The sequence below is a fragment of the Leifsonia xyli genome, assembly GCA_001647635.1.
Taxonomy (GTDB): domain Bacteria; phylum Actinomycetota; class Actinomycetes; order Actinomycetales; family Microbacteriaceae; genus Leifsonia; species Leifsonia xyli_A.
The window spans coordinates 801,511-822,529 of record CP014761.1 but is presented as its reverse complement, the minus strand read 5'-3'; the positions used below and the strand labels follow the sequence as shown (position 1 = coordinate 822,529).

Here is a 21,019-nt window from a genome sequence, read left to right as displayed (position 1 = left end):
GTAGGATCGTCTGGTGAATTCGCGTCGCTCCTGGTTCGTCTACGGGATCGGCGTCTTCGCCTACCTGATCGCCGTCATGCAGCGCACCACGATCGGTGTCGCGGGAGTCGCTGCGACCGAGCGCTTCCACGTGTCGGCGTCCGTCCTCTCGACGCTGGCCGTCGTCCAGCTGATCGTCTACGCCGGCATGCAGGTGCCCGTCGGCGTTCTGATCGACCGGATCGGCTCGCGCGTTCTCATGCTCACGGGCACGGCGCTCATGGTCGTCGGCCAGGTCGCCGTCGCGTACGCGCCGACCATCGCCATCGCGATCGCCGGACGCATCCTGGTCGGGGCCGGCGACGCCACCGTCTTCACCTCTCTCATGCGGCTGGTGAACTCCTGGTTCCGCGGCCGCATCGTGCCGCAGCTGTCGCAGTGGATCGGCAACGTCGGTCAGCTGGGCCAGGTGCTGTCGGCCGTGCCGTTCGCGCTGCTCCTGCACCTGTCCGGCTGGACGGTCGCCTTCCTCTCGGCCGCCTCCCTGTCCGTCGTCGCGCTGATCGGCATCGTGGTCGGCGTCACCGATCGCCCGGTCGGCGCGAGCGAGGGGCCGCGTCCGGCGACGTGGTCCGAGTCGCTCCGCCAGCTCAGGATCAGCCTCGCTCGGCCGGGAACGCAGCTCGGTTTCTGGTCCCACTTCGTGACCCAGTCGTCCGGGACGGTGTTCAGCCTGATGTGGGGGATCCCGTTCCTCGTCTTCGCGATCGGCATCCAGCCGGCGGCCGCCTCCGCGCTGCTCACGGTGCTCGTCGGCGCGGGGCTCATCTCGGGTCCCATCCTCGGCATCCTCACCGCGCGCTACCCGATGCGGCGCAGCAACCTGGTGCTCGGGATCGTCGCCCTCATGGCGGCGGCGTGGACGCTCGTGCTGCTCTGGCCGGGAAAGCCCCCGTTCTGGACGATCGTCGTGCTCATCGCGGCGATCGGGATCGGCGGCCCGGGATCGCTGATCGGATTCGACTTCGCCCGCACCTTCAACCCGCTGCACAGCCTCGGGTCGGCGAACGGCATCGTGAACGTCGGCGGCTTCCTCGCCAGCTTCGTGATGATGTTCCTCATCGGTGTCGCGCTCGACGTGCAGGCCCACAGCGACGCGGATGCCGAGCTCTACCAGCTGGACCACTTCCGCTGGGCGTTCGCCATCCAGTACGTCATCGTCGGCATCGGCGTGCTGTTCCTGATCCGTGCCCGGCGCCGGACACGCCGCCGCCTCCGCGAGGAAGAGGGAATAGAAGTAGCCCCTCTCTGGGTTGCACTCGTAGGAGCGTGGAGGAGGCGCGGCGGGCACGAAGCGCTGTAGGGCTCCGGCTGTATTGCCGAAAAAGGGATGTACGTGGTCGGGGGCTCACGCGGAACGTGCAATAATTGACGTCTGGACCCATTCATGTCCCGGGGCCGGAGCATTAGACGATGCCCGGCGCACCCACCCGGACTTGACTTGGGTCTTAGTAGTGTCCGCACGCAACCCTGAGCCAGGCTCGGCCGTCAGGATCCCGGCCCTCCTCCGCTTGGTATGAAAGGTGTTCACATGGCAACCCGTGCAGCAACGAAGACCCGCGAAGCGGAGGTCGAGGTCGAAGAGACCGTGACTGCGGCTGCGGACGAGACCGCGAAGCCCGCGGCGAAGAAGGCCGCGCCCAAGAAGGCGGCGGCGAAGGCTCCGGCGAAGACCAAGTCGACGGCTGCGAAGAAGCAGACGTCCAAGGCGTCCGCCGCGGCTGACGACGACGAGGAGCTCGACGACGACGCCGAGGTCGAGATCGACGAGGTGGAGGTCGCGGAGGACGCCGAGGCGACCGACGAGACCGAGACCGACGAGGCCGAGGCCGAGGCGGACGACGACGCCGAGCCCGACACGGAGAGCAAGGCCCCCGCGGCCCTGGCCGCCGCAGCCGACGTGCCCCTGCCGACCGACGCGCTCGTGCTGCGCGCCGTCGACGAAGAGGACGACATCCCCGTCTACTCGACGACCATCACCGGCGCCACCGCCGACCCGGTCAAGGACTACCTGAAGCAGATCGGCAAGGTCCCGCTGCTGAACGCGGCCGAAGAGGTCGAGCTCGCCATGCGGATCGAGGCCGGTCTGTTCGCCGAGGACAAGCTGGCGAACACTCCGAACCTCAGCAAGGAGCTCGAGCGCGAGCTGAAGTGGGTCGCCCGCGACGGCCAGCGCGCCAAGAGCCACCTGCTCGGCGCCAACCTGCGCCTCGTCGTGTCGCTCGCCAAGCGCTACACCGGCCGCGGCATGCAGTTCCTCGACCTCATCCAGGAGGGCAACCTGGGCCTCATCCGTGCCGTCGAGAAGTTCGACTACACGAAGGGCTTCAAGTTCTCCACCTACGCCACCTGGTGGATCCGTCAGGCGATCACCCGCGCCATGGCCGACCAGGCGCGCACCATCCGCATCCCGGTGCACATGGTCGAGGTCATCAACAAGCTGGCCCGCGTGCAGCGCCAGATGCTGCAGGACCTGGGTCGCGAACCCACCCCCGAGGAGCTGTCGAAGGAACTCGACATGACCCCGGAGAAGGTCATCGAGGTGCAGAAGTACGGTCGCGAGCCCATCTCGCTCCACACCCCGCTGGGTGAGGACGGCGACAGCGAGTTCGGCGACCTGATCGAGGACACCGAGGCGGTCGTGCCGGCCGACGCGGTCGGCTTCACCATGCTGCAGAAGCAGCTGGAGAGCCTGCTCGACTCCCTGTCGGAGCGCGAGGCGGGCGTGATCCGCATGCGCTTCGGCCTCGGCGACGGCATGCCGAAGACCCTCGACCAGATCGGTGACACGTTCGGCGTGACGCGCGAGCGCATCCGTCAGATCGAGTCGAAGACGATGGCGAAGCTGCGCCACCCGTCGCGGTCGCAGTCGCTGCGCGACTACCTCGAGTAAACCGGTGCGCTACCGACTGGCGGTCATCGCCGGCCGCCTCGCCCGCTGGCTCCTTCGCCTGCGGGGAGGCGGCTCCGCGGTCCCCGGCCGCGTCGCCCTCGCCATCGCGCCGAAGTTCCTGGAGCGCGCCGTCAGCCGGCTTCCGCTCGGCGTCGTGTTCGTCTCCGGATCGAACGGCAAGTCCACGACGACGAACATGCTCACCGCCATCCTGCGCGAGCACGGCCTGGACGTCTTCACCAACCCGTCCGGCGGCAACCTGCCGCAGGGCATCGCCTCCGCCCTGCTCGCCGACGTGCCGCTCGACGGGTACGTGCGCGGCGACGTCGGCGTGATCGAGGTCGACGAGGCCTACGGCGTCGACCTCGCTCGCGTGCTGAAGCCGCGCGGCTCCCTGCTGCTCAACGTGCAGATCGACCAGCTCAACCGCTTCTTCGAGCCCACCCGGGTGATCGGGATGCTGCGCTCCATCGCCGAGGGCTCGTCCGAGTTCGTCGTGGTGAACGCCGACGACGACAGCCTGGCGCGCGTCGGTGCGGAGCTGACCGCGCAGGGCCGCGACGTGACGACGTTCGCCGTGGCTCCGTCCATCATCGAATCGTCTCCGAACGGCCTGGCGAACGTGAAGGACCTCACCGGCACGGCGGCGGGCACGCTGCCCATCCCGTCGGTCTTCGTCAGCAAGCTCGAGGTGCAGAGCGCCCAGCTGACCATCGGCGGCGTGGATGTGCGCATCGGCCTCCCCGCACGCGGCCTGCACTACGCGGTGGACGCGGCGGGCGCGACCGCGATGGCGCGCCGCCTCCTCGGCGACCGCTTCCAGCCCACCGCCGTCGTCGCCGCCATGGCCGCGCTCCGCACGGTCTACGGACGCGGCGAGACGCTGAAGGTGAACGACGAGGACGTCGAGATCATCATGATGAAGAACCCGCCGAGCCTGCAGCTCAACCTCGACTATCTCGCGGAGTCGCCCGAGCAGGTGTTCGTCGCGGTCGACGAGGGCACCCCGGATCCGTCGTGGGTCTACGACATCGACCTGTCGAAGCTCACGCACGTGGATGTGGTGTCCGGCACGAAGGCGTGGCAGTTCGCGACGCGCTTCGCGTACGCGGGCATCGACGTCGACCAGGTCGTCCCGGAGCTGAAGCCGGCGCTGCAGGCGTTCCTGAAGCTGCCGAAGCCGGCCCGCGGCACCAAGACGATGATCGTGAACTACGAGCAGATGATGCTCATCCGGAAGCAGCTGGGCTTCCTCGACCTGGAGGGCGGCGAGCGATGACCGTCCTGCGCATCCTGCACCTGTACCCGGCCGAGCTCGGCATCAACGGCGACGCCGGCAACGTCCTGGCGCTGGCCGAGCGCGCGCGCTGGCGCGGCATCGACGCCGAGGTCGTCCCGCACGCCGTCGGCGGCGAGCTGCCCACGGGCGTCGACCTCGTGCACATCGGCTCCGGCCCGCTCTCGGGTCAGCGCGCCGTGCACGAGGACGTGCTGCGCATCGCGCCGCGGCTGCGGGAGTGGCAGGCCGCCGGCGTGCCCTTCCTCGCCATCGCCGGCGGTTGGCAGCTGCTCGGCACGGGCCTGGAGACGCCGGAAGGCGACTTGCTGGCGGGCGCGGGCGTCTTCCCGACCCGGGCAGCGCTCGGGAGCAAGCGGCACGTCGGGGAGGTCGTCGTGCGTCTGGCAGATGGCTCGACCGTGGCGGGCTTCGAGAACCACTCGGCGCGGACCGTGCTCGACGGCGCGGAACCGCTCGGCCGTCTCGTCAGCGGGACCGGCAACGGCGACGGCACGGAGGGCGTGGTCGTCGGCGCGTCGATCGGCACGCACCTGCACGGCCCGCTGCTTCCGATGAATCCGGCGCTGGCCGACCGGCTGCTGGGCACCGCGCTGCGCAGCGAGCTGCCGCCGGTCGCGCAGACCGAGCGGGTCGACCGCTACGCGACGAACGCGCGCCGCGCTATCGCCGACCGCCTCGGCGTCTCGCTCTGACCCCAGCCCGAAGGGCAGGTCGTTGCGGTGTCGCACGGCGTGTCGACCGCAACAAGCTGCACTTCAGCGGCGGTCAGTTGACGTAGACGCGGGGGACGCGAGGGGCGACGCCGGTGACCATCTCGTCGGCGATCGTCTCGGCCCAGTCGGCGTACTTCTCGGCGGTGACCTCGCCGTCGGTGCCCGGGCCGAAGAGGATCGCGGTGTCGCCGACCTCGACGCGGTGCGCTCCCGCATCCACCAGCATGCTGTCCGCCTCGACGGCGAGGAGCTGGCAGCGTCGGCCGTTCAGCTGGATGCTGGTCTTGGCGATCCCGAGCGTGGGAACGCCGTCCGCCCAGCCGATACCGAGCCGCACCTGCGTGGTGCCGCCGACGTGCACCTGGGTGACGGGAGCCTCCAGCCGCATCGCCGGGATGAGTCCGAGCTCCGCGCCGGTGGCGTCGTCGAAGGGGGAGAAGCCGTAGGCGGCGATGCCGAACCGGACGAACGAGAACCGCGCCTCCGGCATCCGGATGCCCGCCGAGCTCGCCGCCAGGTGCAGCACCTCGAAGTGCGCGCCCAGCTTCTCCGCCTGGACGACCGCGTCGCGGAACTCCGCCAGCGCGGCCTCGTCGTCGGCGATGGAGGCGTCGGCGAGGTGCGACCAGGCGGCGCGGATGCGGACCAGGCCCTGGCGCTCCAGTTCGACGGCGTACTGAACGAGCCCGGGCCACTCCTCGCGGGTCGCGCCGTTGCGGCTGAGGCCGGTGTCGACCTTCAGGTGCACGACCGCCGGGCGGTCGGCGCCGGCAGCCGCGATCGCCTCCAGCTGCCACGCAGCGGAGATGCCGAGCTCGATGTCGGCCTCGATGCCCGCGCGCCAGTCCGTGTCCTGCCCGTGCAGCCAGGCGAGGATCGGGACGGTCACGCCGGCGTGCCGCAGCACGAGTCCGGCGGGGATCTCGAGCACGGCCAGCGACGACGCCCCTGCTTCGAGGCCCGCCTGGGCGATGGGGAGGAGGCCGTGGCCGTAGGCGTCGGCCTTCACAGCCAGCATGGTCTCGGCGGGCGCGATGAGCTTCGTGAGGTGCGCGACGTTGTGTCGCACGGCAGCGAGGTCGATCACGGCGCGGGGGAGCGGCTCGGCGACGGCGTCCACGATCGTCATGCGGGCGTCCTCATGCGGCGTAGGTCCTCTCGATGCGGCGGCCGAGGCGGCTGGTGATCACGGGGGCGGCGACGCCGAGCGCATCCGCCCAGTCGAGCACGGTCGGCTCGCCGCGTGCGGAGTCGCCGAACAGGACGACGGCGTCACCGGGGCGCGCCGTGTCGTCGCCGATGTCGACCACGAACTGGTCCATCGCGATGCGTCCGGTGATGCGTCCGATCGTGTCGCCGACCTTCACCGGCGCCTTGTTCGAGGCGACGCGCAGGATGCCGTCCGCGTACCCGAGAGCGACGAGCACGAGGGTGCTGGGGCGGGAGGTGCGGTAGGTGTAGCCGTAGGAGACGCCGCGGTCGGCAGGAACCCGCTTGACCGAGACGACCTCGCCCTCCAGTCGCATCGCCGGCGGGGTCGGATGCGCGGGGTCGAGCCCGAACAGCGACGTGCCGAGCAGCGGTTCGGGAGCCTGCCCGACGAAGACCCGCGCGGGCAGTCCGTCATCGGCGATCGCGGCCGCGTCCTCCACCCGGGAGACGAGAAAACCGCCGACCCCCGCATCCGTCAGCGCACGTGCCACGGGGATGAGCCCGTGTCCGTACGCGTCGGCGCGGAGATCGGCGGTGCAGTCGGGGAGCGGCGAAGCGGCGGAGGCTGCCGTCGAGCGGATGGCGTCGAGATCGATATGGGCACGTCGGCGCACACCAGTCGTGGCGGCCATCCTCCGGTCAGTTCCGCGCTTCGCGAGCGAGCCGCGTCAGGCGCGCTGCTCTTCGAACAGGCGAGCGGTCTCGTCGTGCCAGCTGTGGGCGATCTGCGAGAGCTTCTCCTGGTGCTTCTTGCCGTGGTGGGCGCAGAACAGCAGCTCGCCGTTGTTCACGACGACCCGGATGTACGCCTGCGCTCCGCAGCTGTCGCAACGGTCCGCGGCCGTCAGTTGCGGCCCCGATGCGAGCTCGTCGATGGCCCCGTTCTCCGAGGTGACTGTCGACATGTGATGCTCCTTCCGTCGCAACCGGTGAACTCGGTACGTCTATAGAACCACGGATGCTCGGCAACCAGGCGCGTATTGGCTGCTATTTCGCTCAACGCGTAGCCTCCCGGCGAGCGGGTGTCGGTGGCGTAGTGTGCCCCGGCCGCCACGTACTCTTGACCGTGTACGTGCGCGCCGCACCCGAGGCGCACCTGATCCCTGAGGAGCGCCCGTGGCGAGTTCGGACTATTCGGCCAGGCACCTGTCGGTGCTCGAGGGGCTGGAGGCCGTCCGCAAGCGACCCGGCATGTACATCGGCTCGACCGACTCCCGCGGGCTCATGCACTGCCTGTGGGAGATCATCGACAACTCCGTGGATGAGGCCCTCGCCGGCTTCGGGTCCGCGATCGACGTCGTGCTGCACGCGGACGACAGCGTCGAGGTGCGCGACCAGGCGCGCGGCATCCCCGTCGACATCGAGCCGAAGACGGGGCTCTCGGGTGTCGAGGTCGTCTTCACGAAGCTCCACGCGGGCGGCAAGTTCGGCTCCGGGTCGTACGCGGCCTCGGGAGGCCTCCACGGCGTCGGCGCCTCCGTCGTCAACGCGCTGTCCGAGCGCCTCGACGTCGAGGTCGACCGCGACGGCAAGACCTACGCCATGTCGTTCCACCGCGGCGAGCCGGGCATTTTCGACGACGGGACGGGCGCGCCGAGCCCCGACAACCCCTTCAGCCCGTTCGTCAGCGGCAGCGAGCTGCGCGTCGTCGGCAAGGTGAAGAAGGGCGTGACCGGGACCCGCATCCGCTACTGGGCCGACCGGCAGATCTTCACCAAGGGCGCCGAGTTCTCCACCGACGACCTGATCGGGCGCGCGCGGCAGACCGCGTTCCTGGTGCCAGGCATCTCGATCGGGATCGATGACCAGCGCACCCCCGCGGCCGGCGGCGAGCCCGCGGGTGTCACCACGTTCCGCTACGAGGGCGGCATCTCGGAGTTCGTCGACTTCCTCGCCCCCGACAGCCCGATCACCGACACCTGGCGGCTGACCGGCGAGGGGCACTTCACCGAGACCGTGCCGGTGCTCTCGGACTCCGGCGCGATGGTGCCGACCGAACTGAAGCGCGACTGCCAGGTCGACATCGCGCTGCGCTGGGGAACCGGGTACGACACGGTCATGCGCAGCTTCGTCAACATCATCGCCACGCCGAAGGGCGGGAGCCACCAGGCGGGCTTCGACCAGGGGCTGCTCAAGTTCCTGCGTCAGCAGGTGGAGCTGAACGCCCGGCGCCTCAAGGCCGGCAACGACAAGCTCGAGAAGGACGACGTGATGGCGGGCCTCACCGCCGTGCTCACCGTGCGCCTCCCGGAGCCGCAGTTCGAGGGCCAGACCAAGGAGATCCTCGGCACACCGGCCGTGCGGGCGATCGTCGCGAACGTCGTCCAGAAGGCCATGGCCGAGCGGTTCGGATCGTCGAAGCGCGACGACAAGGCGCAGTCCTCGCTCCTGCTCGACAAGGTCGTCGCCGAGATGAAGTCCCGCATCTCCGCTCGCGCCCACAAGGAGACGCAGCGCCGCAAGAACGCGCTCGAGACGTCGTCCCTCCCGGCGAAGCTGGTCGACTGCCGCTCCAGCGACGTCGCCAACAGCGAGCTGTTCATCGTCGAGGGCGACTCCGCGCTGGGAACGGCCCGACGGGCACGGGACAGCGAGTACCAGGCGCTGCTGCCCATCCGGGGCAAGATCCTGAACGTGCAGAAGGCGTCCATCTCGGACATGCTCTCGAACGCCGAGTGCGCGGCGATCATCCAGGTCATCGGCGCCGGTTCCGGCCGCAGCTTCGACCTGTCGTCCGCCCGCTACGGCAAGGTCATCATCATGTCGGACGCGGATGTCGACGGCGCGCACATCCGGACGCTGCTGCTCACCCTGTTCTTCCGCTACATGCGGCCGATGATCGAGGAGGGGCGCGTGTTCGCCGCCGTCCCGCCGCTGCACCGCGTGGTCGTGGTGAACCCCGGGTCGAAGCCGAACGAGACGATCTACACGTACTCCGAGGCGGAGCTGCAGGCGGTCCTGGCCGACCTGAAGAAGCGCGGCAGGAAGTACCAGGAGCCGATCCAGCGCTACAAGGGACTCGGCGAGATGGATGCAGACCAGCTGGCGACCACCACGATGGACCGCGCCCACCGCACCCTGCGCCGGGTGCGGGTCTCCGACGCCGAGTCGGCGAACCGCGTCTTCGAGCTCCTGATGGGCAACGACGTCGCCCCGCGCAAGGAGTTCATCATCCAGGGCGCCGACGACCTCTCCCGCGCCCGCATCGACGCCTGACCTGCTAGCCGCCGAGCACAGGAAAAACGTCGCCGATCGTTTGATCAGGCGACGTTTTTCCTGTGCTCGCGGGCTGCGTTAGGCGAGGCGGCGGCCGATGGAGCCGACGACCATGTCCAGAGGCACGCCCGAGGCGTCGCGGCGGGCGCCGCCCTCGGGGAGGGTGCGCGCGACGCCGTCGGGGGCGACGGCCAGCGCGGGGGCCCGGCCGGCCCAGGCGAGGACGAGCTCGCTCTCGCCCTTGAGGAACCGCTGCGCGCGGACGCCGCCCGTCGCGCGTCCCTTGGCCGGGAACTCCGCGAAGTCGCTCACCTTGGCGGTGCCCGGGTCGGCGCCCGGCAGCGTGGCGTCGCTCGCCGCGATGGTCGCGACGACAGCCTCGGCCGCGTCGTCGGCAGCCACCGCGCCGAAGTAGATGACCCGCGCGTCCGCCCCGAGGTTGATGCCAGCCATGCCGCCCGCGGCGCGTCCCTGCGGGCGGACCGTCGAGGCGGCGAACCGCAGCAGCTGCGCGTCGCTCGCGACGAAGACCAGCTCGTCCGCGTCCGTCACCGTGGTGGCGCCGACGACCTCGTCGCCGGCCTTGAGCGAGATGACCTCGAACTCCTGCTTGTTGGCCCAGTCGCCCGCCGCCACGCGCTTCACGACGCCCTGCCTGGTGCCGAGAGCGATCGTCCGCTCCGTGTCCGTGAGGGAGACGAGGGCGAGGATGCGCTCCTTCTCGTCCGCGAGCGCCAGATAGTCGCCGACCTTCACGCCCGCGCCGAGCTGGATGGAGTTGGCCGGCACGCCGGGCAGGTCGACGGGGGAGAAGCGGATCAGCCGTCCGCGGTTCGTCACCGCCCCGATCTCGCTGCGGCTCGTCGTGTCCAGCTGCGACAGGATCGCGTCGTGCTTGCTGCGGCGGGCCGGCGGCTGGATGCGGTCGAGGCCGCCCTCCCCGTCAGGCCCGAGCGCCGCGTCCACACGCAGGATGCGCCCCGTCGTCGACAGGTAGACGCGCGTCGGGACGTCGGCCACCTCCAGCTGCACGTTCGCCGCCTTGCTGCGGGAGGCGCTCGCGATCGACGGCTTGGCCTCGGTCAGCAACGTGCGGCGCGGGGTGCCGAAACGGGTGGCCACCTGCTCCATCTCATCCGACACCAGATCGTTGATGCGCTGACGCGAGGCGAGGAGCTCTTCCAGCTCTGCGATCTCGGCGCGCAGTTGGTCGCGCTCGGTCTCGAGCTCGATACGGCTGAACCGCGTCAGGCGGCGCAGGCGCAGCTCGAGGATGTAGTCCGCCTGCAGGGTGCTCAGGTCGAACACCTGCATCAGGCGGGTGCGCGCCGCCTCCGTGTCGTCGGACGTCCGGATGACCTGGATGACCTCGTCGATGTCGAGGATCGCGATGAGCAGTCCCTCGACCAGGTGCAGGCGTTCCTTGCGACGTGCGAGCCGGAACTGCGACCGACGGGTGACCACGCTGACGCGGTGGTCGAGGTAGACCTGCAGCAGCTCGCGCAGGCCGAGGGTCTGCGGGCCGCCGGCGACGAGGGCGACGTTGTTGATCGAGAAGCCCTCCTCCAGCGGCGTGTGCCGGTACAGCTGCTCGAGCACCGCCTCCGGGCTGAACCCGGTCTTGATGCCGATGACCAGCCGGAGGCCGTTCTGACGGTCGGAGAGGTCGGTGACGTCGGAGATGCCGTTGAGCTTCTTGGCGTTGACGCCGTCCTTGATCTTCTCGATGACCTTCTCGGGGCCGACGAGGTAGGGCAGCTCGGTGACGACGAGTCCGCTCTTGCGCGCCGTGATGGACTCGACCGTCACCTTCGCGCGCATCCGGAAGCTGCCGCGTCCCGTCGCGTACGCGTCGCGCACGCCGGCGAGACCGGCGATGGTGCCCCCGCTCGGCAGGTCGGGGCCAGGCACGTACGCCATCAGGTCGTCGAGGGTCGCGTCCGGGTTCTCGAGCAGGTGCCGCGCGGCGCCGACGACCTCGATCAGGTTGTGCGGTGCCATGTTCGTCGCCATGCCGACCGCGATGCCGCTCGCGCCGTTGACCAGGAGGTTGGGGAAGGCGGCGGGCAGCACATCCGGCTGCATGAGCTGGTTGTCGTAGTTCGGGACGAAGTCGACGACGTCCTCGTCGAGGTCCTCCGTCATCGCGAGCGCCGCGGCGGCGAGGCGCGCCTCGGTGTAGCGGGCGGCCGCGGGGCCGTCGTCGAGCGAGCCGAAGTTGCCGTGGCCGTCGACCAGCGGCACCCGGAGGGTGAAGTCCTGCGCCATGCGCACCAGCGCGTCGTAGATGGCGCTGTCGCCGTGCGGGTGCAGCTTTCCCATCACCTCGCCGGTGACGCGCGCCGACTTCACGTGGCCGCGATCCGGCCGCAGTCCCATCTCGGTCATCATGTACAGGATGCGGCGCTGCACCGGCTTGAGGCCGTCGCGGGCGTCCGGGAGCGCTCGGGAGTAGATCACCGAGTAGGCGTACTCGAGGAACGAGCCCTGCATCTCGGTCGTGACGTCGACGTCTTCGATGCGTTCCGTCGTTCCGGCGGCGGGCTGGTCGTCTGCTGGTGTCATTCGTGCATTCTGTGCAGGGGCTCGGGTGGAGCGGGGGCGGCTCGTCCGGCCTGGCGTGGCCTGTGCCAGACTGGGCCGGATGCCACTCATGCTACCGGCCGCGTTCACCACCCGAGCGAGCCTCGCCACGGTTCTGCCGAGTTCGCTGGCCGCGCTCGAGGGCCGGGCGAACGACCTCGGGCTGCCGCGGCTCGAGCACGTGGTCGTGATCGTCGTCGACGGACTGGGCGCCGCCGCCCTGCGGGCGCGCTCCGGCCACGCCCGGACGCTCGCGCCGATGCTGGGCAAGACGACCACGATCGACGCCGGCTTCCCGACGACGACCGCCGCGGCCCTGGCGACCCTGACCACCGGGACCACGCCGGGCGAGCACGGACTCGTCGGCTACCGGGTGCGCGACGCCGCCGGACGTCTCACCAACCAGCTCTCCGGCTGGGACGACCGGATGGACCCCGCCACCTGGCAGCGGTCCCGCACCGTCTTCGAGCGCGCGACCGAGCAGGGCGTGCGCGCGAGGGCGATCGGTCTGCCGAAGTTCGCGGGGTCCGGATTCACGGCCGCGGTCCTCCGCGGCGCCGAGTTCCTCGGGGTGCAGTCACTGAGCGAGCGCTTCGACGTGGCCGCGTCGATCGTGGCAGAGGCCGGCCCCGGCCTCACCTACCTCTACGTCGCCGAGCTCGACTCGCTTGCGCACGCTCGCGGCTGGGAGTCCCCGGACTGGACGGCGGCACTCGAGACGCTGGATGCGCTGGTCGCCGCCTTCGCGCGGCGTCTCGGCCCCGGGCGCGGGGCCCTGCTGACCGCCGACCACGGCGTCGTCGACGTTCCCGAGAGCGGCCACATCCTCTACGACACCGCGCCCGAGCTGCTCGACGGCGTGGCCGACGTGGCGGGGGAGCCGCGGTTGCTGCACCTCTACACCGTGCCCGGCACGTCCGCGCCCGTGGTCGCGGAGCGCTGGCGGGACGCCGAGGGCGACCGCTCGTGGGTGGCGACGCGCGCCGAGGCGATCGACGCGGGCTGGTTCGGCTCCGTCGTGGACGACGAGGTCGCTCCCCGCATCGGGGACGTCCTGGTCGCCGCCCGCAAGCGCGTGGCCTATTACGACGGGCGCGACCCGCAGCGCACCGGCCGGAACATGATCGGCCAGCACGGCTCGATCACGCCGGAGGAGACGCGGGTGCCGCTGCTGCGGTTCGGGGCGGCAGGCTGAGCTCCGCCGTCACGGGGTGCGGGGCGTGCACGTGGTTCGCAGGCCGCGCCTCCGGGGTCGTGGCCGGCCGGCGGCGCACCTTCTGCACCCAGTAGGCGACGCCGCGTCCGGGTCCCCAGTTCTTCAGCGACATCGCGGGGCTCTCGATGAACCGCCAGCTGAGCCACGAGATCGCGAGCACGATGATGGCCGCGCCGAGGATCATCGGGACGACGCCCAGCTTGTTGAGACCGAAGTAGGCGAGGGTCATCTGCACCGGGAAGGCGTAGAGGTAGACGCCGTACGAGATGTCGTTCTTCTGGCCGATGGTGCGCAGACGGCCCGGGATCGCCGAGCCGAGCCACAGGATGAAGTAGACGCCCGCGGGCACGCCGACGACCGCGTATCCGCCGTTGAGCAGCGTCCAGACCATGACGACGCCGGCGGCGACGCCGAAGCGCGCGTTGAGCGGGATGGACCGCGAGTAGACCGCGAAGACGGCGCCGACGATGAACGGGTACGACAGGTAGGAGAACTGCACGCTGCCGAGGGGCGGGAAGACCGAGCCCATGGTGCCCGGGCTGACCAGGTCGACGATCTGCGCGGCGAAGATGACGCCGGCCACGATCACGACGACCGGTCGCGCCTTGGTGAGCACGCCCGCGAGCAGCAGGATCGCGATCATCATGTAGCAGTCCCACTCGTAGCCGAGCGTCCACATCGACCCGTTGATGACGCTGGAGTGAGTGGCCTGACCGTACGGGGTGGAGTGCTGGAAGATGTCCAGGATGCCCCACGTGCCGACGTGCAGGTTCCAGTTAGAGAGCAGGTAATGCCAGGGGCTGGTCGCGCCTCGGGCAAAGTACGCGGCGAGCGAGTGGCCGTCGAGCGACCAGATGATCGGGCCGAGGACGAAGGCGGCGAGCAGGAGCGCGAGCAGGAACGCGGGGAAGATGCGGAGCACGCGTCGCCAGAGGAACTGCACGACGTCGGCGGACATCCCGCTCTTGGTGATGAGGTAGCCGCTGATGGCGAAGAACCCGGCGACCGCGAGGCTGCCCAGGTTGGCCTGACCCTTGGTGATCCCCGTGCCCGGATCGTGGCCGAAACCGCCGAGCGGGAAGGTGTGCGACACCAGCACGGCGAGGGCGAGGACGAGCCGGATCAGCCCGAGCGCATTGTCATGGCCGCGCAGGCCGGCACTGATCGTGCGTGCAGGGTCGGTTGCAAGCATTCCCACAGGATACGGGACGTTCGTGCAGAACCTGGAATCGACACCGTGTCGTCGACGAACGGTCCGGAATCGAGACCTCTTTTAAGCGGAAGCGGTCACGCCAGGTCGTCGTCCGTGCGCGCGCCGAAGACGATCTCGTCCCAGCTCGGCATGGCAGCCCGGCCCTTCTTGCGGGTCGACGGCTGCGGGCCGGAGTCGTTGTTCGACGGCGCCGGGGTGGCCGGTGGCGCGGGCACATCCAGAGGCAGCGGGGGCTGCTCGGCGACAGGCGGACGATCCACGACACGGAACGGCGACACCGACGGCGTCGGCTCCTGCGGAGACGCGACCGGCGACTCGGCGTGGACCGGAGCCTCGGGCGCCGACCCGCGGTCGTCGTAGGTGGCGGCCTCGCGCTCGCCCCGGCGGCGGCGCAGCGCCTCCAGCAGGTCGGCCGTCTGGTGCAGGTCGCGCGGGGCGCCCTCGTCGGCGCGCTTCATGGCCGACACGGGAATGGAGTTGTTGGCCCCCGGGATGCGGCCCTGCGGCAGCGGCTCGATGGGCTGGGTGATCTCGGGACCGAGTAGATCGACCGACGGCGCCGGGAAGGTGAAAGCGCCGCTGTCGAAGCGGGACGTGTCCGGCTCGCCCTCGTGCGGCAGCACCGCACGCAGGCGGGGGATGAGCGCCCCGCCGCGCAGCTCGCCCGCCTGGGACAGCGTGGTCGCCTCGGAGTTGAGCGGAGCCAGCGCGTGCTTGCGGGCGTCGTACGACCAGCGCGCGTCGTGGTCGATCGTGTCGGCGGTGAACTCGAGCTTCACGATCCAGCCGGTCTCGCTGTCCTTCCAGCTCGCCCAGCGCTCGCCGGCGACGCCGAGGGAGGCCAGCCGATCGCGGATGACGGACCCGAAGGTCTCGCCCTCGCCGAGCGGGTCGACGGCGTCGGTGGTGTGCACGGGGACGCTGAGGGCGCTCGCGACGATGTGCTCGCGCTCCGCGATGATCGGTCCCTCGAAACGCTGGACGTACTCCAGCGGCGCTCCCGTCACGGCCGCGACGTCCTCGGCTGACATGCCGGAGCGGATGTGCGCCTGGACCTCGCGCGGAGAGAGTTTGGGGGCGTCGGCGGGCGCCTCCTGGCGCACCTGCCGCACTTTCGACTGCAGCGCCTCGTCGACGGCGATGCGGAAACGCTCACCGTCGTCGCCGACGGCGACCAGTGCGCCGTTCTCGACCCCGATGACCTTCAGATCCTGCATGTGGAGTGCCTTCCGAGCTCGTCTGTACCGCCCCAGAATGACACGGGAGAGAAGGCATTCCGGGGAATACCGCGGGCGTGCCGGAAGTTGCACATCCAGCAATCGCTGAAAGGCTCCTGAATGGTTTTGCTATTCAGTGGCGATTGATGCAAACTATGGCCGCCGATTGCGAGAATCGGCCGTTACGACGAGAAGTGGATGGGCATGGCAACCGATTACGACGCACCGCGGAAGACCGAGGACGACTCCGAGTCGATCGAGGCCCTCAAGGAGCGTGTCCCGGACAAGATGTCGGGCGTCGTCGACGTCGAGGACGCCGACAACCCGGCGGATACGAGCTCCCCGGTGCCGACCTCTCTGACCTCGACCTCGACGTCGTCGTGCTGCCTCCCCAGGCGGACGAGTTCACCTGCGTGAACTGCTTCCTGGTGAAGCACCGCTCGCAGATCGACCACGAGACGAAGCTCGGGCCGATCTGCGTGGAGTGCGCGGCATAACTCACGACACGCGTCGAGCCTCACCGAGAACCCGGACCAGCTGGTCCGGGTTTCTTGTTGAGAGGAGCCAGTAGGGCGCCGGGTCGTCCGCGTCCAGCACCGGCACCTTCACCACAGGCTTGATCCAGCCGCGGATGAGCAGCCAGGCCCGCGCGTCCAGCCGACGTCCGCGCTCCAGCGACGCGTCCTCCCCGTGGAAGGCGACCGGCTCGCCGACGAGGGTCAGCGGGATGCGCGCGCTGCCGGCGATCAACTCGTCCTCCGTCACGCGGATGGTCGGCGCCGTCGCGACCAGGAAGATCGCCCAGGCGACGTACACGACGATCGCCAGCACGACCCCGACCGCGAAATTGATCGGCGCGAAGACGAGCATGATCGCGGGGATCACGAGCAGGGTGGAGATGAACAGCCAGGGCGTCGCCCAGAGCCGCTCTCGGTACAGGTCCATGTCCTCTATTCGACCAGACTTCTGCACTACCCTCTGACACGTGACCGATACCGTCGATGTCCCGATCGTGGCCGCCTTCCCGCCCGCCTATGCGCACCCCGGGGATGCCGGCGCCGACCTCAGCGCCGCGGAGGCCGTCGCGCTCGGGCCGGGGGAGCGGTTCACCATGCCGACCGGGGTCTCCATCGCCCTGCCCGACGGATACGCGGCGTTCGTCGTCCCGCGCAGCGGCCTGGCCATGCGCCACGGGATCACCATCGTGAACGCGCCGGGCACCGTGGACGCGGGCTACCGCGGCGAGATCAAGGTCACCCTCCTCAATACCGACAGGTCGATGCCGTACGATATCGCCGTCGGCGACCGGATCGCCCAGCTGATCGTCATGCCGGTCACGCGCGCCCGGTTCGTCCCCGTCGACACCCTCCCGGACAGCCACCGCGGCAGCGCGGGCTTCGGCTCGTCCGGGTACACCGTCACCGAGGCAGGAGAACACGCGTGAGCGACATCAGCGACACCCCTCGCGGGGCCGGCGGCGACGCCGAGCTCGAGCAGCAGGGCGACGCCGTGGAGTTCGAGAAGTCGGCCCCGGAGGACCGCGAGACCGAGGGGCCGCTCGACGAGAGCGAGGCCAACCCGGTCCGTCCCTATGTCGACCTCGGCGGCGTGAAGATCCTGCCGCGCGAGGGCCTGCACCTGCGCCTCGAGGTCGAGGAGGAGACGCAGCGCGTCGTCGCGGTCGGGCTCGACTACGCCGGCTCCACGCTCCAGGTGCAGCCGTTCGCCGCTCCCCGATCGACCGGGCTGTGGCACGAGATCCGCGAGCAGATCACCGACCAGATCCAGCGCCAGGGCGGCCGGGTCACCGAGCGCGAGGGCGCCTTCGGTCCGGAGCTCGTGGCCGAGATCCCCGTTGCGGCGGCCGCGGGCGGCGCGGTGGAGACGCGCGTCGCGCGCTTCATCGGCGTCGACGGGCCGCGCTGGTTCCTGCGCGGCGTCATCGCGGGCGATGCGGCGGTGCAGCCGGAGGCCGCGGCGCTGGTCGAAGACCTCTTCCGCAGCATCGTCGTGGTGCGCGGGTCGGTGCCCATGCCGCCCCGCGACCTCATTCCGCTCCGGATGCCGGCCGCGCCGACGACCGGCAGCGAGAACGACTACTCCTCTCTTTAAGGCGTGGACATGACCCACGAGGAGCGCCCCGAGCGCCCGATCCCTCAGCCGGACGACAGCGCCGAGACGCAGACTCCCGCGCCCGGTCTCGGCGAGAGCATCGCCGCCGCCGCGCGCCGTTCCGGTCTCGGCCAGCTCGCCGAGGACGACTCGTCGACCGGCGCGGCGCTCCTGGGCGCGCTCGGCGGCATCCGCGGGCTCTGCGAGACCATCCTCCCCGGCCTGGTCTTCCTCGTGCTCTTCACGTTCACTCAGAACGTGCCGCTGTCGATCGGATGCTCGGTGGCGGTGGCGATCGTCTTCACGGTCGTCCGCATCATCGGCAAGACGCCGGTGACGCAGGCGCTAGCGGGCCTCATCGGCGTCGGCATCTCCGCGATCCTCGCGCTCATCACGGGGCGCGGCGAGGACAACTTCCTCCTCGGGATCTGGACGAACGCCGCGTACGCCGCGGGCATCCTGATCTCTATGCTCGTGCGCTGGCCGATCATCGGTCTCGCGGCCGGCTACCTGATGGGCGACGGCATCGCGTGGCGCAAGGACAAGCGGAAGTTCCGGGTCATGCAGGCGCTGACCTTCCTGTGGTTCCTGCTGTTCGCGGCCCGCCTCGTGGTGCAGGTGCCGCTGTATCTGGCGCACACCGACGAGGCGACCAGCGCGCTCGCGCTCACCAAGCTGCTCATGGGCGTCCCGCTCTACGCTCCGCTCCTCCTCGTGACGTGGTTCGTCGTGAAGGTGCAATTCCCTCAGAAGCCCGTCACGAACGCCCGTCCCACCTCGTCTACCAAGTAGGACCACCGGACGGTAAGGGGGAGGGATGCTGGACGCGGGAACACGTGACGGGCTGACCTCCGCCCAGGTGGAGGAGCGCGTCGCCGACGGGCGCGTCAATACGCAGGAGCAGCCCAGCTCGCGGTCGGTCGGCGACATCCTGCGCGAGAACGTCTTCACGCTGTTCAACGGCATCCTCACCGCCTGCTTCGTCGTCGTGGTGCTGCTGGGCGACCTGCGCGACGGGTTCTTCTTCGGCATCGTCGTCGTCAACGCCCTCATCGGCATCGTGCAGGAGTACCGCGCGAAGCGCGTGCTCGATCGTGCGGCGCTCCTCGCCGCGCCGCACAGCCGCGTGCGCCGCGACGGCGCGGTGTTGACGGTCGCGCTCGACCAGGTGGTGCTCGACGACCTGCTCGTCCTCCGTCCGGGCGATCAGGTGCCGGCGGACGCCGTCGTGGTCGAGAGCACCGGTCTGTCGCTCGACGAGTCGATGCTGACCGGCGAGTCCGATCCGATGTTCAAAGACGCGGGGGCGCCTCTGCTCTCGGGGTCGCACGTCGCGTCCGGGACGGGACTGGCGACCGTCTCGGCGGTGGGCGCCGACTCCTATGCGAGCAAGCTCACGAGCGAGATCCGCAAGCACAGTCAGGTGCGGTCCGAGCTCCGCGACGCGACCAATCGCATCCTGGTCTACCTGTCGTGGATCCTGGGGCCGATCATCCTCATCACCCTGCTGGGGCGCGTCTTCGCCTACGGCGGGTTCTCCGAGGTCTTTGTCGACGACCGGTGGCGACGGGCGCTGCTCGACGCCGTCGCCGCCGTCGTCGGACTCATCCCGGAGGGGCTGGTGCTGCTGACGAGCCTGGCCTTCGGCGTGGCCGCCATCCAGCTCGCTGGGCACAAGGTGCTGGTGCAAGAACTGGCGGCGGTGGAGGTGCTGGCGCGCGTCGACGTGCTGTTCCTCGACAAGACCGGCACGCTGACGACCGGCGAGTTGTCGCTCCACGACACCGAGGCGCAGGCGGGGGAGCAGGCGGTCGCCGACGGCGAGCTCGCGCTCGCGGCCTTCGGGTCGGACGAAGCGGGCAACGCGACGTCGGGAATCCTCGGCTCGCGGTTCCGCAGCGACCGGATCGCGGTCGGGCGGCGCATCCCGTTCAGCTCGGCCACCAAGTACAGCGCGCTCACGATGACGATCGACGGCGGCTCCGAGAGCTCATGGGTGCTCGGGGCGCCGGAACGTGTGCTCGACGGTCACCCCGAAGCGCTGGCACGTGCTACCGCGCTCGCCGCGACAGGGCTACGCACACTTGCCCTGGCGCGGGCGATCGACCCGCTGCCCGCGGAGGTGCACATGCCGCTGACGGGCACGCGGGTGGAGCCGGTGCTGCTGGTACTGCTCGCCGAGACGCTTCGGCCCGAAGCGCAGGCGGCGCTCGGGTACTTCCGCGAGCAGTCGGTGCGCGTCGTCGTGATGTCCGGCGACAATCCCGTGACCGTCGCGGCCATCGCCCGCGAGCTGCAGCTCGAGGGCGACGCGATCGACGCCTCCACGCTCACGACCGACGACGAGCTGGCCGACGCGCTCGAGCGCGCGAGCGTGCTCGGCCGCGTGAGCCCCGACCAGAAACGGGCCGCAGTGCGGCTGATGCAGGAGCGCGGGCGCACGGTCGCGATGACGGGCGACGGCGTCAACGACGCGATGGCGGTGAAGGACGCCGACCTCGGCATCGCGATGGGCACGGGCACAGCTGCGACGAAAGCCGCATCCCGCGTGGTGCTGCTCGACGACCGCTTCGACCGGCTGCCCGACGTGCTCGCGTCCGGCCGACGGGTCATCGCCAACGTCGAGCGGGTCAGCAACATCTTCCTGGCGAAGACGACGTACGGCATCCTGCTCGCCCTCGTGAGCGCTGCGATCCTGTGGCCGTTCCCATTCCTCCCGCGCCAGCTGACGCTGGTGTCCTCGCTGGCGATCGGCATCCCGTCCTTCTTCCTCGCGCTCGCGCCGAACAAGCGCATCTACACGCCCGGGGTGCTCGGCCGCGTGCTCCGGTACTCGATCCCCACCGGCCTCATCGCCGGCATCACGGCCATCGTCGCCTACGCCCGCTGTACCGGAGCATCCCGCTCCACGAGGCCCGCAGCGTCACCACGGTCGCGCTCTTCTGCGTGTCGCTGTGGATGCTGTGCGTGCTCACCAGGCCGCTCACCGGCATCCGATGGCTGCTGCTGGCCGCGGTCGCCGCCGCCTTCACGCTGGTGTGCGTCATCCCCTTCACCGCCACCTTCTTCGAGATGCACCTGCAGCTCGACGGCGCGCTCGCGTGGGGCATCGCGGTCGGCGCCGTCGGCGCGGCCGGGATCGAGCTGTTCTACCGGTTCGCCAAGCGGCGATCGCTGGTCTTCGATCGGCTCTGATCGTGGTAGTTTTATCTCGACGTCAAGATACTTTCGCGCGGGTGGGATTTAGGCTTACCTTGCTGGAAAGGCGCTTCGACGGACGACGAAGATGGACGAGGCGTGCGTGA

16 protein-coding genes and 2 pseudogenes are annotated in these 21,019 nt (G+C 70.2%); 11 read left to right on the top strand and 7 right to left on the bottom strand.

Going from position 1 to position 21,019, the window contains the following annotated elements; all coding sequences use genetic code 11:
* The first annotated feature begins 13 nt into the window (after positions 1 to 13).
* The 4 genes from A0130_04090 (at position 14) to A0130_04075 (ending at position 4,924) form a co-directional block, all read left to right on the top strand.
* On the top strand, positions 14 to 1,342 hold the full coding sequence (locus A0130_04090) for an MFS transporter (GenBank protein ID ANF30968.1): 1,329 nt from the start codon (positions 14 to 16) through the stop codon (positions 1,340 to 1,342).
* 228 nt (positions 1,343 to 1,570) lie between these two features.
* Entirely contained in the window at positions 1,571 to 2,932 is a 1,362-nt protein-coding gene (locus A0130_04085) for an RNA polymerase sigma factor (GenBank protein ANF30967.1), read from the top strand.
* 4 nt (positions 2,933 to 2,936) lie between these two features.
* The gene (locus tag A0130_04080; GenBank protein ANF30966.1) at positions 2,937 to 4,211 is read left to right on the top strand and encodes a UDP-N-acetylmuramyl tripeptide synthetase; all 1,275 of its coding nucleotides are present in this window, start codon (positions 2,937 to 2,939) and stop codon (positions 4,209 to 4,211) included.
* The gene (locus A0130_04075) at positions 4,208 to 4,924 is read left to right on the top strand and encodes a cobyric acid synthase (GenBank protein ANF30965.1); all 717 of its coding nucleotides are present in this window, start codon (positions 4,208 to 4,210) and stop codon (positions 4,922 to 4,924) included. The genes A0130_04080 and A0130_04075 overlap by 4 nt, the downstream gene beginning before the upstream one ends.
* Before the next feature lie 73 nt (positions 4,925 to 4,997).
* On the opposite strand, the gene A0130_04070 is transcribed toward A0130_04075, so the two are convergent.
* Genes A0130_04070 through A0130_04060 form a run of 3 tightly spaced genes read right to left on the bottom strand, consistent with a single transcriptional unit; the run spans position 4,998 to position 7,062 of the window.
* Positions 4,998 to 6,074 (bottom strand): alanine racemase, encoded by a 1,077-nt coding sequence (locus tag A0130_04070; protein ID ANF30964.1) that lies wholly within the window; start codon positions 6,072 to 6,074, stop codon positions 4,998 to 5,000.
* A 10-nt stretch (positions 6,075 to 6,084) separates the two neighbouring features.
* Positions 6,085 to 6,771 carry an alanine racemase gene (locus A0130_04065; protein ID ANF30963.1) on the bottom strand — a complete coding sequence of 229 codons (687 nt, stop codon included), beginning with the start codon at positions 6,769 to 6,771 and terminating at the stop codon, positions 6,085 to 6,087.
* 54 nt (positions 6,772 to 6,825) lie between these two features.
* Positions 6,826 to 7,062, bottom strand: a complete 237-nt coding sequence (locus A0130_04060) for a hypothetical protein (protein ID ANF30962.1) — start codon at positions 7,060 to 7,062, stop codon at positions 6,826 to 6,828.
* 211 nt (positions 7,063 to 7,273) lie between these two features.
* On the opposite strand from A0130_04060, the gene A0130_04055 reads away from it, so the two are divergent.
* Positions 7,274 to 9,373: a DNA topoisomerase IV subunit B gene (locus A0130_04055; protein ANF30961.1), complete on the top strand. Its 2,100-nt coding sequence runs from the start codon at positions 7,274 to 7,276 to the stop codon at positions 9,371 to 9,373.
* A 78-nt stretch (positions 9,374 to 9,451) separates the two neighbouring features.
* Here the strand turns inward: A0130_04055 and A0130_04050 are convergent, their stop codons facing one another.
* The gene (locus A0130_04050; GenBank protein ANF30960.1) at positions 9,452 to 11,938 is read right to left on the bottom strand and encodes a DNA topoisomerase IV; all 2,487 of its coding nucleotides are present in this window, start codon (positions 11,936 to 11,938) and stop codon (positions 9,452 to 9,454) included.
* Between the two features lie 88 nt (positions 11,939 to 12,026).
* On the opposite strand from A0130_04050, the gene A0130_04045 reads away from it, so the two are divergent.
* Positions 12,027 to 13,151, top strand: a complete 1,125-nt coding sequence (locus A0130_04045; GenBank protein ID ANF30959.1) for a hypothetical protein — start codon at positions 12,027 to 12,029, stop codon at positions 13,149 to 13,151.
* Here A0130_04045 and A0130_04040 read toward each other — a convergent pair.
* Together A0130_04040 and A0130_04035 are read right to left on the bottom strand one after the other, a co-directional pair.
* Positions 13,099 to 14,364 carry a hypothetical protein gene (locus A0130_04040; GenBank protein ANF30958.1) on the bottom strand — a complete coding sequence of 422 codons (1,266 nt, stop codon included), beginning with the start codon at positions 14,362 to 14,364 and terminating at the stop codon, positions 13,099 to 13,101. The two genes, A0130_04045 and A0130_04040, sit on opposite strands and share 53 nt — an antisense overlap.
* Before the next feature lie 95 nt (positions 14,365 to 14,459).
* A complete protein-coding gene (locus A0130_04035) occupies positions 14,460 to 15,602 on the bottom strand; it encodes a DNA-binding protein (protein ID ANF30957.1) in 1,143 nt (380 codons plus the stop codon).
* Between the two features lie 204 nt (positions 15,603 to 15,806).
* On the opposite strand from A0130_04035, the pseudogene A0130_04030 reads away from it, so the two are divergent.
* Positions 15,807 to 16,099: pseudogene (locus A0130_04030) on the top strand (dUTPase).
* A gap of 1 nt (position 16,100) precedes the next feature.
* On the opposite strand, the gene A0130_04025 reads toward A0130_04030, so the two are convergent.
* A complete protein-coding gene (locus tag A0130_04025) occupies positions 16,101 to 16,547 on the bottom strand; it encodes a hypothetical protein (protein ANF30956.1) in 447 nt (148 codons plus the stop codon).
* A 40-nt stretch (positions 16,548 to 16,587) separates the two neighbouring features.
* Between A0130_04025 and A0130_04020 the strand changes: the two genes are divergently transcribed.
* The 4 genes and pseudogenes from A0130_04020 (at position 16,588) to A0130_04005 (ending at position 20,909) form a co-directional block, all read left to right on the top strand.
* On the top strand, positions 16,588 to 17,046 hold the full coding sequence (locus A0130_04020) for a deoxyuridine 5'-triphosphate nucleotidohydrolase (GenBank protein ID ANF30955.1): 459 nt from the start codon (positions 16,588 to 16,590) through the stop codon (positions 17,044 to 17,046).
* The gene (locus tag A0130_04015; protein ANF30954.1) at positions 17,043 to 17,714 is read left to right on the top strand and encodes a hypothetical protein; all 672 of its coding nucleotides are present in this window, start codon (positions 17,043 to 17,045) and stop codon (positions 17,712 to 17,714) included. Before A0130_04020 ends, A0130_04015 begins: the two co-directional genes overlap by 4 nt.
* Positions 17,715 to 17,723: 9 nt before the next feature.
* Positions 17,724 to 18,506, top strand: coding sequence for a hypothetical protein (locus A0130_04010; GenBank protein ID ANF33284.1), 783 nt, complete (start codon positions 17,724 to 17,726; stop codon positions 18,504 to 18,506).
* Between the two features lie 25 nt (positions 18,507 to 18,531).
* Positions 18,532 to 20,909: pseudogene (locus tag A0130_04005) on the top strand (ATPase).
* Positions 20,910 to 21,019 lie beyond the last annotated feature (110 nt).